Origin of the sequence: Sphaerisporangium sp. NBC_01403 (genome assembly GCF_045040145.1) — a bacterium.
Classification (GTDB): domain Bacteria; phylum Actinomycetota; class Actinomycetes; order Streptosporangiales; family Streptosporangiaceae; genus Sphaerisporangium; species Sphaerisporangium viridialbum.
In genome coordinates this window covers 7,485,914-7,501,875 of the sequence record NZ_CP109534.1, presented here as the reverse complement: position 1 = coordinate 7,501,875, position 15,962 = coordinate 7,485,914, and the positions used below count along the sequence as shown (strand labels likewise).

Below are 15,962 nucleotides of genomic sequence, written 5' to 3'. Positions count from 1 at the left end.
CCCCCCGGGTCGAGCATTGAGCGGGACCTACACGGCCCATGTGGTGCCGTGGCAGCACGCGCCACGGCGGCTGATCAGGGGGGAGTGCGCCGTCTTGGAAAGATCAGACCCGGTCGTCCCGCCGCAGGCGGTTGAGCGCCAGCACCAAGGCCGTGCCGTACACCGTGTGCCCGGCGGCCATGACGGTCTGGCGTCCCGGCCTGTCGCGGTGGATGGGCGGAAGGATCCCGAGGCCCGGCACCCATCCCTGGTAGCTGACCGCCCAGATCGCCAGGCCGTACACGACGCCCAGCGGAAGCCGGGGCCGGCGCCCGTCCACCACCACGGCGAACAGCGCGCCGCAGGAGGCGCCGAAGCCGAAGTGCGCGACCGCGCCCAGCACGCCCTCGCCGGTCTTTGGCCGGTGCTTCGGGCCGGGGAGCGCCGCCCGGGCGATGCGCTTGGGCGGGTGTTCCCCCATCAGCCCGGCCCGGTCGCCGGCGAGCATCACGGCACTCATGGCGGCCGTGGCGAGCACGCCGCTGACGGCGCCCTGGACGAGGTTGCGCATCATTGCCGCTACGTGCCCTCGCTCGAATGCGGGAAAACTGATGATCGATTCAGGGTTCTCCCGCGCGAGGCACTGGTCAGGGCATCGCCGAGTCGGAGTCCTGGCCGGACACGGCGAGCACGCCGTCGATCTCGGCGAGCGCGGCGGTCAGCTCCGAGATCGGGCCGGGGCCGTGGACGGTCAGCCACAGGGAGACCGTCGCCTGGTCCTGGTACTCGGCCCGCTGGTCGACGGAGAGCTCGGTCACGCTGAACCCCCGGCCCGTGCACTCCGCCAGGACCCGCCGCAGCACGCCCCGGCCGTCGAGGTAGGTCAGGTGCAGCCGCGAGGGGGCGTACTTGGAGCGCGGCAGCCGGGCGGCCAGCGGGGTCAGGACGAAGACCGCCAGGAAGTGCCCCAGCGTGACGATGCCGGCCAGCAGCCACAGCCCGGCCCCCGCCGCCATGCCCACGGCGGCGGTGAGCCAGATCGTCGCGGCGGTGGTGAGCCCGCGCACCGCGTCCTGCCGGACGAAGATGAGGCCGGCGCCGATGAAGCCGATGCCGGAAACGATCTGGGCGGCCACGCGGGACGGGTCGAGGACGATGTGCTCCCCGAGCACGTCGCCGAAGCCGTACTTCGACACGAGCATGACCAGGGCGGCGGCGAAGCCCACCAGGGTGTGGGTGCGCAGCCCCGCGCTCTTCTGCCTGATCTCCCTTTCGAGGCCGATCGCGGCCGACAGCACGAAGGCCAGGGCCAGCTCTCCGACCTGCTTCCAGCCCTGCCCGGCGAGGTCACCCAGATACGCGAGCGCCATCGACCCAGGTTAGATCACGCGATGCTCCGGCCGGGAATCACGGATCACGCCGGGCCGACGCCAGGGCGTCCTTCAGCACGCGGGGAGCCTCGGCGAGCGAGGGGCCGTACCACGTGAGGTGCCGGCCGCTGACCAGGGCGGCCGGCACGCCGGGGAAGAACCCGGGCCCGTCGTCGGGCGTGAACCGGTACGGCTCGTCCGGCAGCACGACGAGATCGGGACGGGCCGCCAGCAGCTCGGGCAGCGGGATGCGGGGATAGCGCTCGGCGTGGGCGGCGTAGAGGTTGCGCACGCCCAGGCGCTGGAGCAGGTCGCCGGCGAAGGTGTCCCGTCCGACGACCATCCACGGCTTGCGCCACACCGGGATCACGGCACTCTGGCCGCCCTCCGCGAGGTCGGCCGACCACGCCCGTCCGGCGTCCGAGAGCCACCGCGGCTCGGGCAGGCCCATGGCGGTGACGAGCGTCCGCCGGAGCGAGGCGAGCGCGTCGTCGAGCGTGCGGATCACCGTGACCCAGACGGGCACGCCGGCCGCCCGGAGCGCGTCCAGGTCGGGCACGCGGTTCTCCTCCTCGTTGGCCAGCACCAGGTCGGGACGCAGGGCCACGATGGCGTCCACGTCGGGGTTCTTGGTGCCGCGCACCCGCGTGACGTCGAGGCCGGCCGGGTGCGAGCACCAGTTCGTGGCCCCCACCAGCAGTCCGGGCGCCGTGGCCGCGACCGACTCCGTCAGCGACGGCACCAGTGACACGACCCGGCGTATCTCATCGGGAAGCGGCACAGGGAGGCCGAGATCATCCTCAAGCGGCCGGGTCACCGTGCCCCTCCTGCCTGTCGCGCCGTCCGCGCCCACTGGCTCTCGCGGACCGCCGGGGCCAGCAGGGCGCAGTCGTCGCACATGCCACCGCCGGGTACGCGGTAGTAGAGGCAGCAGCTCGTCCTGACGAAGAAGTGGTGGCCCGGCGCGGGCTCGGCGGGCTCACCCGTGCCCGCCAGCACGCCGAGCCGGAGCAACTCGCCCACCAGCCGCGCCGCTCGGGGCCCGAGGTCGGGACGCGCGGGGGGAAGGGTGCGGAGCGTCCCGGCCAGGGCGGAGGCGGCGTTGCCCCACAGCAGGGAGGGCGCGACCTTCGTGACGCTCTGGAAAGCCCCTACCAGGGGGTCGAGCAGCTCGGCCACGACCGCCTGGTAGACCATCTCGGCGCACTCGGCCTGTCGTACGGTCGCCCAGCCCGCCGTGCGCGGCGTCCACAGGGGCAGCGGGCCGGTCGCGACCGGTCGCCAGCGCAGGTGCGCCGGGGCCGCGACGGGCACCAGACCGTGGGCCGTGACGGTTCCGACGACCGGAGACCACAGCCGCGCCGCCAGCCCCTGGAACAGGATCGACGCCGCGACCCGGCGCTCGCCGGTGCCGAGCCGCCGTTCGAAGTCGGTGACCCTGGCCGCCAGGGCTTCGAGGGCGGTGGAGAGCTCCGCGAGTGGACGCCAGGAGGGGTCGCTCTCATGACCGGGCTCGGTGGAGACCGCGAAGTACGGCCCGATGGCCGACACGTCGGCGAGGGCCCTCACCACCAGCGCTGGATCCGCCGTCACACCGGGACCCCCGCGTCCATCGCCCACTGAGCGCCTCCCACGCCGGGAACCTGTCGAATGCCAGCGTAAGGCGAGGACACAGGACCCGGGTCAGAGGACCCCCACCGCCTCGGACAGTGGAAGGCTGTCCGCCTGCTCGGCGAGGATCCGTGCGGGGATGGCCGCTACGCCGTCGATCTGGACGTTCAGCTCGGGGGTGGTCAGCGCGTCGAGCACCGCGATGGAGTTCGCCGGGTAGCCGCCGTCGGGGTACCACCGGGCGAACACCTCATGCCGGGCCCTGCGGCTGCCCTCCAGGTGCTCGGTGCCCGTGACCATCGTGAACAGCCTCACGAGGTTGTCCGGCCCCGCGCCTATCGACGCGAGCAGGGTCTCGATGTTGAGGAAGATCTGCCGGCTCTGGGTCTCGGAATCCGGGCCCGCGAGGGTGCCGTCCGGCAGGAGCCCGAACTGGCCGGAGATCAGCACCAGGTCGTGGTCGGACGGCACCGAGACCAGGTGGCTGTACTGGGAGAGCGGCGGGGCCACGCCAGGCGGATTCCAGTGGCGGATCATCGGTTCCCCTCTTTCGCCCCCGGCGGGCTTGACGCTGATCTTCCGGCCATCGTGACGCCGTCGATCTTCAATGGTATTCACGCGCCCGGCCGATCACGCGGCGGCGCGGCGGGCGGGTTTGGGTCTTGCCGACGCTGGGAGCCAGGGTTACGATCCGCGCAACTCTTAGGAAACTTTCCTAAAGAAAAGAGCCCCTACATGCGCAGATTCGCCGCCGTGCTGCTGGTACTGGTCATGTCGACCTTCCTGTCAGCTCCCGCCGACGCCGCCGTCCGCCTGACGGCGGCGTACACCCTGACCGGCGGTCAGGGCAAGTTCGTGGTGAGCAACCCCGGCACCACGCCGGTCTCCGGCTGGTCGATCCAGTTCGACCTCCCCGCGGGGGTGACCGTGAGCAACCCCCAGAACGCCACGACCACGCAGAGCGGGACCCGGGTCACGCTCACGCCCGCGTACTACATCGCCACCGTGCGGGCGAACGGGAACACCGACCCGTACAGCCCGACGTTCACGCTCAGCTCGCCCGTACAGCCGACGAGCTGCACCATCAACGGCGCGAACTGCGACGGCAGCGGCGACCCGCCGCCACCGCCGGCCCCGGTCACCGCCGCGTACTCGGCCAGTGGCACGCAGGCCAAATTCGTGGTCAGTAACAACACCGATGCCGCGCTGAACGGCTGGTCGATCACCTTCGACCTCCCGGCGGGCGTCACCGCGAGCGGGGCGCAGAACGCCACGCTGAGCCAGAGCGGGCGCCAGGTGACGCTGAGCCCGCTCTACTACAACACCACGGTGGCGGCGCACGGATCCACCGAGCCGTACAGCCCCGCGTTCACGCTCAGCTCGGCGTCGGCCGAGCCAGCGAACTGCCGGATCAACGACGTCAGGTGCGACGGGGCGGCGGACTCGCCCCCGGGCGCCCCCGGGAACCTGCGCTCGCCGGTCAAGACCACCAAGACCGTGTCGCTGGCGTGGGACGCCGCCACCGCGGGGAGCCTGCCGATCGCCGGCTACCAGGTGTACAAGGGCGCCGACCTCGCCACGACGGTCACCACCACGAGCGCGACCGTCACCGGCCTGACCCCGAACACCGAGTACACGTTCACCGTCAGGACCAAGGACCGCAAGGGCAACCTGTCCCCGGCGAGCGCGGCGCTCAAGGTGACGACCGGCAATCCGGCCGACGACACCCAGCCGCCGACCGCGCCCGCGAACCTGCGCGGCACCGGTACGGGGTCGGCGAGCGTGTCGCTCGCGTGGGACGCCTCCACCGACAACAAGGGCGTCGCCGGGTACGACGTCTACACGGGCACCACGCTTGCGACGTCCGTGACCGGCACCACCGCGACGGTCACCGGCCTGTCGCCGTCCACCGAGTACACGTTCACCGTGCGCGCCCGCGACCTCTACGACAACATCTCGGCGCCGAGCGGTGCGCTGAAGGTGAGCACGGCCGACATCATCGGCAGCGGGTACGCCAGGGTGGGCTACTTCGTGCAGTGGGGCATCTACGGCCGGCAGTACTTCGTCCGCAACCTCGACACGACCGGCGCGGCGGCCAAGCTGACCCACCTGAACTACGCCTTCGGCAACATCGACCCGGTCAACCTGACCTGCCTCAACGGCGTGACCAAGGGCACCACGGCGAACCCGCAGGACCCGAGCCAGGGTGACGGCGCGGGCGACGCGGACGCCGACTACGGCAGGCCGATGAGCGCGGCGCAGTCGGTGGACGGGGTCGCCGACACCGGCTGGGAGAACCTGCGGGGCAACTACAACCAGCTCCGCAAGCTCAAGGCGAAGTACCCGCAGCTCAAGGTGCTGATCTCGCTCGGCGGCTGGACCTACTCGAAGTACTTCTCCGACGTGGCGGCCACCGACGCGTCCCGGCGCAAGTTCGTGAGCTCCTGCATCGACATGTACATCAAGGGCAACCTGCCGGTGTACAACGCCGCGGGCGGGCCGGGCAGCGCGGCCGGGATCTTCGACGGCATCGACCTCGACTGGGAGTGGCCCGGCGCGGAAGGCCACGCGGGCAACCACGTGGGCGCGAACGACAAGGCGAACAACACGGCGCTCATCGCGGAGTTCCGCAGGCAGCTCGACGCGCTGACCCAGGAGACCGGCAAGCGCTACCAGCTCACCGCCTTCACCCCCGCCGACCCCGCGAAGATCGCGGCGGGCTGGGACCTGCCGCAGGTGGCCAAGTCGCTGGACATCTTCAACATCCAGGGGTACGACTTCCACGGCGCCGGCAGCGACAACTCCTGGGAGCCCAACAGGACGGGCCACCAGGGCAACCTGTACGCCGACACCGACGACCCGTACTCCTTCCACTTCAGCGTCGAGAACGCGGTGAACCTGTATCTGCAGGCAGGGGTCAACCCGCGCAAGCTGACCATCGGCCTCGCCTACTACGGGCGCGGCTGGCAGGGGGTCGCCGACGGCGGCAAGCTGGGCGAGTGGCAGGCGGCCACCGGCGCGGCGCCCGGTCAGTTCCCCGAGGAGGCGGGCACGCGGGGGTACGCCAACCTGGTGGCGAGCGTGCCAGGGTGCACGGTTCAGCACGACACCCAGTCGGTGGCGACGTACTGCTACACCGGCGCCGGCGGCCAGTGGTGGAGCTTCGACGACACCTGGTCGATCGCGCGCAAGACCGCGTGGCTGCGGAGCAAGGGCCTGCTGGGCGCGATGATCTGGGAGATGTCCGGTGACCCCGGCACGCTGACCACCGCGCTGGACGCCGGTCTGAAGTAGCCGGGACCCGGCGTTCGTACGTGCCCGCCGCGACCGGCGGGCACGTACGAACGCCAATGTGATGGCCGGGTCGTATGTTACCAACAGGTCAGTAACTTGTAATGTGAGGTTGTAAATCAGGTCAAGCTGGCTGACATTCTGATCGTCAGATCCGCTCGGGGGATGCCCCAGGAGACCAGCTTGGACTTCCGCAGCCGTACCCTCACCCTCGTTCTCCTCGCAGCCGTCGCGTTCACGTCCGTCCCGGCCACCGCCATGGCGGCCGCCCCTCCCGTCCCCGGCACCATGGCATCGATGGGCGACTCCATCACCCGCGGGTTCAACGCCTGCGGCTTCTACGTCGACTGCCCGTCGAGGTCGTGGTCCACCGGTTCCTACACCAGCGTGAAGAGCCACTACCTGCGCATACGCACCGTCAACCCCTCACTGGTGGCCTACAACGACGCCAAGTCGGGGGCCAAGGTCGCGGACATGCCGGGACAGGCCCAGCAGGCCGTCTCGCAGGGCGCCGACTACGTGACGATCCTGATCGGGGCCAACGACGCCTGCACGTCGTCGGAGTCGAGCATGACCTCGGTGGCCGACTTCGAGTCCAGGTTCCGCACGACGATGCAGACGCTCACCACGGGACTACCCGGTGCGGCGATCTTCGTCGCGAGCATTCCCGACGTCAAGCGGCTGTGGCAGGTCGGAAAGGACAGTTCCTCGGCGCGCACGGCGTGGGCGGCGCTCAGTATCTGCCAGTCGCTGCTCGCGCGTCCCCGGTCCACCGACGCGGCCGACAACGACAGGCGCGACCGGGTGCGCCAGCGCGTCGCCGACTTCAACGCGGTGCTCGCCCGGGTCTGCGGCGAGCAGGCGAACTGCCGCTACGACGGGGGCGCCGTGTTCGGCTACCCGTTCGCCCTCTCCGACATCAGCACCTGGGACTACTTCCACCCCAACACCACAGGCCAGCACGTGCTGGCCGAGGTGACCTACCCGACCGGCTTCGGCTGGTGACGCGCCGTCCCCGCGAGGATCACGGCAGCTGGTACGCGCTGTCGCGGGCGTCGGTGATGGCCATGTGGCCCGGTGCGTGACCGATGGCGAACGGCGGGCGCGACCGCGTCACGGCGGCCTGTGGCGTGACCCCGCAGGCCCAGAAGACGGGAAGCTCTCCCGCCCGCACCTCGACCGGCTCGCCGTAGTCGGGCCGGTCGAGGTCGGCGATCCCCAGCGCGGCAGGGTCGCCGATGTGCACAGGAGCGCCGTGCACGGCGGGGTAGCGCGAGGTGATCCGCACCGCCGTCGCCACCAGTTCGGCGGGTACGGGGCGCATGCTGACGACCAGGGGACCGGACAGGTCGCCCGCGGGGCGGCACGCCCGGTCGGTCCGGTACATGGGAACGTTCGTCCCGGCCTCGATGTGGCGCACCGGCACCCCCGCCTCCAGCAGCGCCGCCTCGAAGGTGAAGCTGCAGCCGATGAGGAAGCACACGAGGTCGTCCCGCCAGTACGACAGGACGTCGGTGACCTCGGCGACCTGCTCGCCGTGCTCGTAGACCCGGTAGGCGGGGAGGTCGGTGCGCAGGTCGCCGTCGAACAGGCCCGTGGCGAACGCGCCGGGCTCGGTCACGTCCAGCACCGGGCACGGTCCCGGGTTGCGCTGCGCGAACAGCAGGAAGTCGTACGCGCGGTCCCTCGGCAGCGCGAGCAGGTTGGCCTGCGTCCAGCCGGACGACCAGCCGGAGGTGGGCGTGACCAGCCCCTCCCTGAACAGCGCGCGCGCCTCCCGAGGACTCAGCCGGGCCGGATCCACCTGTGTACGCGTCATCCGCTCCTCACTCCTTCTCCTGTCCCACGCCTGTCCGAGATGCCTGTGCGGGCCCATGCCTCCGCGGGCTCATGCCCGTGCGAGCCGGAAGCGGATGAACTGCCCCGGCCGGACCTGCGCCGCGCGGTCGACGTCGCGCGTGCCGACCACCGCGATCACCGGGTAGCCGCCCGTGACCGGATGGTCGGCCAGGAAGAGGGTCGGCCGGCCGGAGGGCGGCACCTGGAGAGCCCCCGGCACCATCCCCTCGGGCGGCAGCTCGCCTTCCCGTACCCGCTCAAGGCGCGGCCCGAGCAGCCGCATGCCCACCCGGTTGCTGTCGGCGGTCACCTCGTACGGCGCCGCGCACAGCGTCTTCAGGGCTTCCTCGCTGAACCAGTCGTCGCGCGGGCCTGGCACGATCTCCAGCACCGGCTCGCGGTGCTGGAGATCGCGCACCGGCGCGAGGTCGACGACGGGGAACCCCTCGGGCGGCGGCCCGACCGGCAGGAGCGCCCCGGGTGCCGGGTGCTCGGGTCCCAGCCCCGCCATGACGTCCGTGGCCCGCGACCCCAGCACCTGCGGCACGTCCAGCCCGCCGCGCACCGCCACGTACGTACGCAGTCCGTGCCTCGGCACACCGAGCCATAGCGTCGCCCCGTCGGGCAGGCGTTCGACGGCCTGGTGGCCGGCGCCGCGCGTACGCCCGGCGGCGTCGGTGATCGTGGCCGGGCAGGCCGCCCCCGTGAGCGCGACGAGCAGGTCGCCGCGGGCGCGCACCGCCAGCCCGCCAAGGGTGATCTCCAGCGCCGCCGCGTCTTCGGGGTTGGCCAGCAGGCGGTTGGCCAGCCGCAACGCGCTCCGGTCGGCGGCGCCGGAGCGGCCCACGCCGAGGTCGCCACGACCCGGGCGCCCGAGGTCCTGCACGGTCGCCATCGGCCCGGTCGCCAGCACCTCCAGAACCCCGCCCCGCTCACGCACGCCGCACCCCCGCGAACGAGGCCCGCTCGCGCCCGCACGAAGGCCGCCGCTCAGGCACGCCGCGCCTCCGTGAACCGCACGCGCATGCCCGGGCGCAGCAGGGCGGGCGGGTCGGCGGCGACGTCCCACACCGGCACGTCGGTGCGGCCGATGAGCTGCCACCCGCCCGGCGACTCGCGCGGGTAGACCGCGCTGAACCCGGCCGCCAGCGCCACCGAGCCGGCCGGCACCCGCACGCGCGACTCGTCCCGGCGCGGCACGTGCAGCCGGGGATCGCCGCCGGTGAGGTAGCCGAAGCCGGGGGCGAACCCGGAGAAGCCGACCGTCCACATCGTCCCGGTATGCGCCTCCACCACCGCGCGCTCGGAGAGCCCGGTCAGCGACGCCACATCGGCCAGGTCGGTGCCGTCGTACACGACGGGGATCGTCACCTCGCCCGCCACCGGCCGGAACCCGCCCGCGGGGCGGGCGTTCAGGACGGCGGACTCCACCGTGTCGTGACGGGCGGGCCGTTCGAAGCGGACCAGCAAGGTACGGGCCGCAGGAAGGATGTCGGTGACCCCGCTCGGCGGGTCGGCGGCGAGCGCGTCGTACAGCGCGAGCACCTCTCCCACGCCGCCCACCTCCACCAGCAGCGCCCGGTCACCGCACCGGCGGAACGTCGGATTCATCGGTCCCCCTCCCCGCGCGGCACAGGCGCGCCGGTGAACGGTGCCACCTCGATGCCGCCGGCCGCGAGCCTGGCACGTACTTCCTGGGCCATGGCCACCGCGCCCGGGCTGTCGCCGTGGACGCAGATCGACTCGGCCCGCACGGACAGCGGCGTGCCGTCCACGGCCTCGATCGGCTCGCCCCGCGCCATGCGCAGGCACCGCGCGGCCACCTCACCGGGGTCGCGCAGCAGCGCGCCCGGTTGGCCACGCGGCACGAGCGTGCCCTGCGGGGTGTAACCGCGGTCCGCGAAGCACTCGGTGACCGTGGTCAGCCCCGCCCGCTCGGCCTGGCGCAGCCACTCCGAGCCGGGCAGCCCGAGGACCGGAAGGCCTGGATCGTACGCGCGGACGGCCGCCACGACGGCGCCCGCCTGCACCTCGTGGTGCACGATCGCGTTGTAGAGCGCGCCGTGCGGCTTGACGTAGCCGACCCTGCCGCCCGCCATGCGCGCGAAGGCGTCCAGGGCGCCGATCTGGTAGACGATCTCGTCGGCCAGCGCCTCGGGCGGCACCTCGATGAAGCGCCGCCCGAAACCCGCCAGGTCGCGGTAGCCCACCTGGGCGCCGATCGCCACCCCGCGCGCTACCGCCGTCTCGCACGTGCGCCGCATGACCGTCGGGTCTCCCGCGTGGAACCCGCAGGCGACATTGGCGCTGGTGACGACCGACAGCAGCGCCTCGTCGTCGCCGAGCTCCCACGGGCCGAACCCCTCTCCCAGGTCGGAGTTGAGGTCGATCGTTCTGATCAAGCGAGACACGATGAACTCCTGATTTCCGAGATTTCCCGTCCAACTGGTTCAGGACAGCTGCCGGGCACGGGTCTCCGGCAGGCCGGGCGGTGCTCCCGATGGTCTCTTGGCTCCCGGTCGAGCCACCAATTTCAACATAAGGATCGTTCAACGATCTGACAATAGCCTCATGTTAAGATTTCTTTCTGTCGCTGCGACGAAGGGGTTGAACAGGTCGTGACCGAGGGCGGCGTGCAGGCGGCCGAGCGTCTCCAGCAAGATCGCGTTCTGCTCGGGCGCACCAGCACGGCCGAGCGCGTGGCGGCCATCCTGCGCCAGCGCATCATCGAGGGCATGTTCGAGCCCGGCACCCGCCTGTCGGAGGAGTCAATTGGCGCGGCCCTCGGCGTCTCGCGCAACACCCTGCGGGAGGCGTTCCGCCTGCTGTCCCATGAGCGGCTGCTGGTCCACGAGCTCAACCGCGGCGTTTTCGTCCGCCGGCTCACCGCCGATGACGTGGTCGACCTGTACCGCCTGCGCCGCCTCATCGAGGGCGCCGCGATCCGCCAGGGGGCCACTCCCTCCGGCCGGACGCTCGCCGCCCTCCGCGACGCGGTCCACGGCGCCGAGCGGGCGGCGGCCGAGCTGCGCTGGGAGGACGTCGGCACCGCCAACATGCTCTTCCATCAGGCCATCGTCGAGCTGGCCGGCAGCGCCAGGCTCGACGAGATGATGCGGCAGGTCCTCGCCGAGCTGCGCCTCAGCTTCCTGGCGATGAAGAACCCCCGCGCCTTCCACGAGCCCTACCTGGGGCGCAACCGCGACATCCTCCAGCTGATCGAAGCCGGGGACGCCCTGGGCGCCGAGCGGCTCCTCGGCGCCTACCTCTCGGACGCCGAGCGGCAGCTCGTCCAGGAGCACTCCTAGATCGCGAGGTGTCGCGACCCCGGCCCACGGGTACCCGCAACAATATGGGCATATGGCACAAAAGGGATGACATGGTCGTGCACACCGTGCGGCCGTACAACGCCGAGCCGCCGCTGAGCGCCCTGGCCGGCGAGGCCATCACGCCCGCCGATACCTTCTACTCCCGCAACCACGGTTCCATCCCCGACCTGGACCCCGCCGCCTGGCGGCTCACGGTGGACGGCCTGGTCGACCGGCCGCTGACGCTGTCCCTGGACGAGCTGCGCGCGTCCTTCCCCGAACGGACCCTGGTGGCCACCCTCCAGTGCGCGGGCAACCGCCGCGCCGGGTTCATCACCGTGCGGGACATCCCCGGCGAGGATCCGTGGGGACCTGGCGCCACCTCCACCGCGAGCTGGACGGGCGTGAGCCTGGCCGATGTGCTGGCCGCGGCCGGCCTGCGGCCCGAGGCCGCGCACGTCGCCTTCGCCGCCCCCGACGTCTCCGAGCTAAGCGGTCCGGCCGAGCCGTACGGCGGGTCCATCACCGTCGCCAAGGCCACCGCCAGAGAGGTGCTCCTGGCGTGGGCGATGAACGGCCGGCCGCTGCCCCGGGCCCACGGTGCCCCGCTCCGCGCCGTCGTGCCCGGCTGGATCGGGGCCCGCAGCGTCAAATGGCTTCAGCGTGTCACCGCCCAGACCGAGCCCTCCTGCAACTACTTCCAGGCCGTCGCCTACCGCATCCTGCCCCCGGAGGCGGACCCCGACCGGGCCAAGCCCGGCGACGGCATCTCCCTGGCCTCGGTCGCTCTCAACTGCGCCATCCTGCGCCCGGGCGACGGCGACCGGCTCCATCCCGGTCCTGTCGAGATCACGGGCTACGCGTACGCGGGCGACGACCGTGCCGTGGCCCGCATGGACGTCTCCCTCGACGAGGGCCGCACCTGGCTGCAGGCGGGCCTCGACCCGCCCGACGGCCCCTGGGCCTGGCAGCACTGGCGCATCACGGTCGACCTCCCCGAAGGCGAGGCCGCGATCACCGCGCGGGCCTGGGACACCACCGGCGCGACCCAGCCGGAGTACGCCGGCCACCTGTGGAACCCCAAGGGGTACGCCAACAACTCCTGGGACCGCGTCGCCGTATCCTGCCGGCCCTGAAGCCTCGCGCAGTAACATCGGGCCCGTGCGATTCTCCCCCGGCGTTGCGCTGGCCACACTGGTCCTGTCCGGCATCACCGTTCCCGCCGGCCCCGCCTCGGCGGCGGCGCCGTGGAGCGCGAGCGGCACGCGGGCGGCGGCGCCGGGATTCGCCCCCGGCAACCCGAACGGCCGCGCCTTCGTGCCGGCCGAGGCGCGCGCGGTCGACACCTCGCGCCCGACACGCGTCGTCGGCAAGGGCACCCCGGCGAGCTGCACGTCGCAGGCGGTGGTCTCGGCGGTGGCCAAGGGCGGCGTCATCACCTTCTCCTGCGGTCCGAGCCCGGTGACCATCACGCTGAACGCCACCGCGAAGATCCGCAACGCCAGCGCCCGGGTCGTCATCGACGGCGGCGGCAAGGTCACGTTCAGCGGCGGCGGCAAGCGGCGCATCCTGTACATGAACACCTGTGACCAGGCCCAGGGGTGGACCACGTCGCACTGCGACGACCAGGCCACTCCCCGGCTTACCCTGCAGAACCTGACCTTCGCCGACGGCAACGCCACCGGGCAGCGGGCCGACGGGGGAGGCGGCGGCGCCGTCTTCGTGCGCGGAGGCCGGGTCAACGTGGTCAACTCGCGGTTCATCCGCAACCGCTGCGACCCCAGTGGCCCCGACCTCGGAGGAGCGGCCATCCGGGTGCTCGACCAGTCGCGCGACCTGCCGGTCCACGTCGTCGGCAGCACCTTCGGAGGTGCCCCTGGCCAGGGCGGCACGTGCTCCAACGGGGGCGCGCTGAGCGGCATCGGGGTGTCCTGGGTCGTGCTCAACAGCGTCCTGACGTACAACAGGGCGATCGGGCGGGGCGCCAACTCCGCACGCGGCGGCACTGCGGGGGGCGGCAGCGGCGGAGCCGTCTACGCCGACGGCAACCGGTTCTCGGTGCGCATCGCGGGCTCGATCGTCCAGAACAACTCGGCCAAGGAGGGCGGCGGGGCTGTCTTCTTCGTCAGCAACGACCGCACGGGCACCCTGACCATCGACCACTCGACCCTGCGCAACAACTCCAGCGCCGGATTCGAGACGCGCGGCTACCCCGGCATCTTCTTCCTCGGCGCCGGCAAGCCCAAGGTGGTCTCCTCCACCCTCAGGTAGCCACCGGCCGCGCGGGTGCGCCGCTGGCGAGAGGGCAAGGGAACACCATGAGAGTGGTGGTGCTGGCGGACACCCACGCGCCGCGGCGGTGGAAGGCATGCCCACCCAGGGTGGCCGAGCACCTGCGCGAGGCCGACGCGATCCTGCACGCCGGGGACATCTGCACGGCCGGTGTGCTCGACGAGCTGGCCGCGTACGCGCCGGTCCACGCGGTCAAGGGGAACAACGACGGTCCTGACGTCGTGGCTCCCGAGACCCTGGAGCTGGAGCTCGCGGGGCTGAGGGTGGCGATGATCCACGACAGCGGGGCGGCGGCGGGCCGCTGGGCGCGCATGCGGCGGCGCTTCCCGGACGCCGAGCTGGTGGTGTACGGCCACTCGCACATCCCGCTCGACCATTTCCAGGACGGCCTCCGGATCTTCAACCCGGGCTCGCCGACCGATCGCCGCCGCCAGTCGCACGGCACCATCGGCCTGCTCCACATCGAGCAGGGGACCCTCCTGACCGCGGAGATCGTTCCTGTCACATGACGCACGAGCGACCCACGGGACCTCTCACGAAAGAGACGGCACAGGCCGCTGGATGGGCCGGTGTCAAGGCGGTGGCCCGATCCGGTCATTCGTCTGACCGTGAAATTCATGATCCGCGAACGGCCGGTGAAAATCCGCGGTCGCATTCGCCGGGTAGGGGGTGCCTGGATGCCGGACGCTTCGGCCACTAGGGGGGCCCTAAAGAGTGTCACGCGGGTTTCCTCAGTATCCCTTGCACATGATTCAACCGCCCATAAACGCCAGATACGGCCGGAGCTCCGGGCTCCGGCCGCATCTCGCTTTCCCCACTTTTCCGCTGAGGCTCAGCCCCAGGGCGTGTTGCTGTAGAGCACGGACACCGGGAGCGTCACCGGGGCCGGGACCAGCGTGGAGGTGGCCGCGGGGGTGATGTTGACGGGTGCGGTCTCGGCCATCGCGGCGGTGCTGAGCGCCGCGGTGCCGCCGGCGGCGATGATCGCGACGATGATGATCCGGGCGGCGGTGGCCTTGATGTACTCCGTCATTTCAGCTGACCCCTCGTCCTGTGGCCGGTGGCCACGTCCGTGCCGTTTTCCTGCTCGCGAAAACGAAGCTATTAGGGGTCGCTATCCGCTCGTTATCGCTACGCTTCTCGTCCACCACGGGGGCGCGATAGCGCTTTCGGCCCGCGTCCGCGGCGGCGCGAGAGCACGCTTTCGGGACCGGCCGCATGAGGTTCCCTGCCATGCGGGCGCCGGTGGTGACGAGCCCTAGGCTCGGCGCACGATGTCGCGATAAATGCTCAAATAGCCGGACACCATCCGGTCCGCCCCGAACCGACGCTCGGCCTGGGCCCGGCAGCCCGCCCGGTCGATCTCGGGGATGCGGGACACGGCGGCGACGGCCTCCTCGATGGTGTCCGCCAGGAAGCCCGTCACCCCCGGATCCACGACCTCGGACATCGACCCGCGCCGGTAGGCGATGACGGGTGTGCCACAGGCCATCGACTCGACCACGGAAAGGCCGAAGGGCTCGTCGAACGCGATGGGGTGCAGCAGCGCCGCGCTGCCCCCGAGGACCTCAGACCGCTGTTCCGGCCCGACGGCGCCGAGGAACCTGACCTGGTCGCCGTCGATGTGCGGGGCGACCTCTTGGTCGAAGTACCGTTCGTCCTGAATGATCCCGCAGATGGTCAGCGGCATGCCGGCCCGCCGGGCGATCTCGATCGCCGTGTGGTTGCCCTTGTCGGGATGGATGCGGCCGAAGACGACCAGCCGCCCGCCTCCACGGGGGTTGAAGCGCAGGGAGTCGAGGTCGATGCCGTGGTAGACCGTGCCCACGTAGTCAAGCGCGGGGTCGCGGTCGGAGTCGGAGATGGAGACGTAGCTCGACCGGGCATGGGCGTAGGCGGGAAGGATGCCCGCTCCCGAGAACCCGTGCACCGTGGTGACCAGGGGAGCGCGGCAGTGGCCCGCGAAGGCCAGCGGCAGCCAGTCGAGGTGGTTGTGCACCAGATCGAACTCGGCCGACCGGCTCAGCGCGTGGGCGACGTGCATCGCCTCCCACACCCGCCCGTCCAGGGTCGGGTCATCGGCGTAACCGCGGGGGCAGACCCCGTCGAGCGTCCCCGAGGTGATCGAGTCGAGCGTGGCGAACAGCGTGACGTCGACTCCCCGGGCGGTCAGCCCTTCGGCGAGCAGGCTGGTGATCTGCTCCCAGGGCCCGTAGTGGCGCGGGGGTGTGCGCCAGGCGACCGGCCCCAGCAGAGCGACCTTCACGAGCCG

The 15,962-nt window shown here is 71.8% G+C and carries 17 protein-coding genes; 6 read left to right on the top strand and 11 right to left on the bottom strand.

Annotated features, from left to right (window positions below; all coding sequences use genetic code 11):
* Window positions 1-103: 103 nt before the first annotated feature.
* From OG589_RS33510 to OG589_RS33490, 5 genes are all read right to left on the bottom strand, one after another.
* A complete protein-coding gene (locus OG589_RS33510) occupies window positions 104-553 on the bottom strand; it encodes a DUF6789 family protein (RefSeq protein WP_405142120.1) in 450 nt (149 codons plus the stop codon).
* Window positions 554-626: 73 nt separating this feature from the next.
* Window positions 627-1,349: an MgtC/SapB family protein gene (locus OG589_RS33505; protein WP_405142118.1), complete on the bottom strand. Its 723-nt coding sequence runs from the start codon at window positions 1,347-1,349 to the stop codon at window positions 627-629.
* A gap of 37 nt (window positions 1,350-1,386) precedes the next feature.
* The gene (locus tag OG589_RS33500; protein ID WP_405142116.1) at window positions 1,387-2,166 is read right to left on the bottom strand and encodes a helical backbone metal receptor; all 780 of its coding nucleotides are present in this window, start codon (window positions 2,164-2,166) and stop codon (window positions 1,387-1,389) included.
* Entirely contained in the window at window positions 2,163-2,942 is a 780-nt protein-coding gene (locus OG589_RS33495) for a (2Fe-2S)-binding protein (RefSeq protein ID WP_405142114.1), read from the bottom strand. The genes OG589_RS33500 and OG589_RS33495 overlap by 4 nt, the downstream gene beginning before the upstream one ends.
* Before the next feature lie 90 nt (window positions 2,943-3,032).
* Complete coding sequence (locus tag OG589_RS33490; RefSeq protein ID WP_405142113.1) at window positions 3,033-3,497, bottom strand: RidA family protein; 465 nt, start codon at window positions 3,495-3,497, stop codon at window positions 3,033-3,035.
* Window positions 3,498-3,695: 198 nt separating this feature from the next.
* On the opposite strand from OG589_RS33490, the gene OG589_RS33485 reads away from it, so the two are divergent.
* The gene (locus OG589_RS33485) at window positions 3,696-6,254 is read left to right on the top strand and encodes a glycosyl hydrolase family 18 protein (protein WP_405142111.1); all 2,559 of its coding nucleotides are present in this window, start codon (window positions 3,696-3,698) and stop codon (window positions 6,252-6,254) included.
* Between the two features lie 180 nt (window positions 6,255-6,434).
* The gene (locus tag OG589_RS33480; protein WP_405142109.1) at window positions 6,435-7,256 is read left to right on the top strand and encodes an SGNH/GDSL hydrolase family protein; all 822 of its coding nucleotides are present in this window, start codon (window positions 6,435-6,437) and stop codon (window positions 7,254-7,256) included.
* 19 nt (window positions 7,257-7,275) lie between these two features.
* Here OG589_RS33480 and OG589_RS33475 read toward each other — a convergent pair whose 3' ends face one another.
* The 4 genes from OG589_RS33475 to OG589_RS33460 all read right to left on the bottom strand — a co-directional run bounded on the left by OG589_RS33475 (window position 7,276) and on the right by OG589_RS33460 (window position 10,489).
* Entirely contained in the window at window positions 7,276-8,070 is a 795-nt protein-coding gene (locus OG589_RS33475) for a putative hydro-lyase (protein WP_405142107.1), read from the bottom strand.
* Window positions 8,071-8,139: 69 nt separating this feature from the next.
* Window positions 8,140-9,030, bottom strand: a complete 891-nt coding sequence (locus tag OG589_RS33470; RefSeq protein ID WP_405142106.1) for a biotin-dependent carboxyltransferase family protein — start codon at window positions 9,028-9,030, stop codon at window positions 8,140-8,142.
* 50 nt (window positions 9,031-9,080) lie between these two features.
* Window positions 9,081-9,701: an allophanate hydrolase subunit 1 gene (locus OG589_RS33465; RefSeq protein WP_405142104.1), complete on the bottom strand. Its 621-nt coding sequence runs from the start codon at window positions 9,699-9,701 to the stop codon at window positions 9,081-9,083.
* Entirely contained in the window at window positions 9,698-10,489 is a 792-nt protein-coding gene (locus OG589_RS33460) for a LamB/YcsF family protein (RefSeq protein ID WP_405152183.1), read from the bottom strand. Before OG589_RS33460 ends, OG589_RS33465 begins: the two co-directional genes overlap by 4 nt.
* A gap of 219 nt (window positions 10,490-10,708) precedes the next feature.
* Here OG589_RS33460 and OG589_RS33455 point away from each other — a divergent pair, with 219 nt between their 5' ends.
* From OG589_RS33455 to OG589_RS33440, 4 genes are all read left to right on the top strand, one after another.
* Window positions 10,709-11,398: a GntR family transcriptional regulator gene (locus tag OG589_RS33455; RefSeq protein WP_405142103.1), complete on the top strand. Its 690-nt coding sequence runs from the start codon at window positions 10,709-10,711 to the stop codon at window positions 11,396-11,398.
* Window positions 11,399-11,469: 71 nt separating this feature from the next.
* Window positions 11,470-12,534 (top strand): sulfite oxidase, encoded by a 1,065-nt coding sequence (locus OG589_RS33450; protein WP_405142102.1) that lies wholly within the window; start codon window positions 11,470-11,472, stop codon window positions 12,532-12,534.
* A gap of 25 nt (window positions 12,535-12,559) precedes the next feature.
* Window positions 12,560-13,669, top strand: coding sequence for a hypothetical protein (locus OG589_RS33445; protein ID WP_405142101.1), 1,110 nt, complete (start codon window positions 12,560-12,562; stop codon window positions 13,667-13,669).
* A 47-nt stretch (window positions 13,670-13,716) separates the two neighbouring features.
* A complete protein-coding gene (locus tag OG589_RS33440; protein ID WP_405142100.1) occupies window positions 13,717-14,199 on the top strand; it encodes a metallophosphoesterase family protein in 483 nt (160 codons plus the stop codon).
* Window positions 14,200-14,522: 323 nt separating this feature from the next.
* Here OG589_RS33440 and OG589_RS33435 read toward each other — a convergent pair whose 3' ends face one another.
* Together OG589_RS33435 and OG589_RS33430 are read right to left on the bottom strand one after the other, a co-directional pair.
* On the bottom strand, window positions 14,523-14,723 hold the full coding sequence (locus OG589_RS33435) for a hypothetical protein (RefSeq protein WP_405142099.1): 201 nt from the start codon (window positions 14,721-14,723) through the stop codon (window positions 14,523-14,525).
* A gap of 225 nt (window positions 14,724-14,948) precedes the next feature.
* The gene (locus tag OG589_RS33430; RefSeq protein ID WP_405142098.1) at window positions 14,949-15,956 is read right to left on the bottom strand and encodes a glycosyltransferase family 4 protein; all 1,008 of its coding nucleotides are present in this window, start codon (window positions 15,954-15,956) and stop codon (window positions 14,949-14,951) included.
* Window positions 15,957-15,962 lie beyond the last annotated feature (6 nt).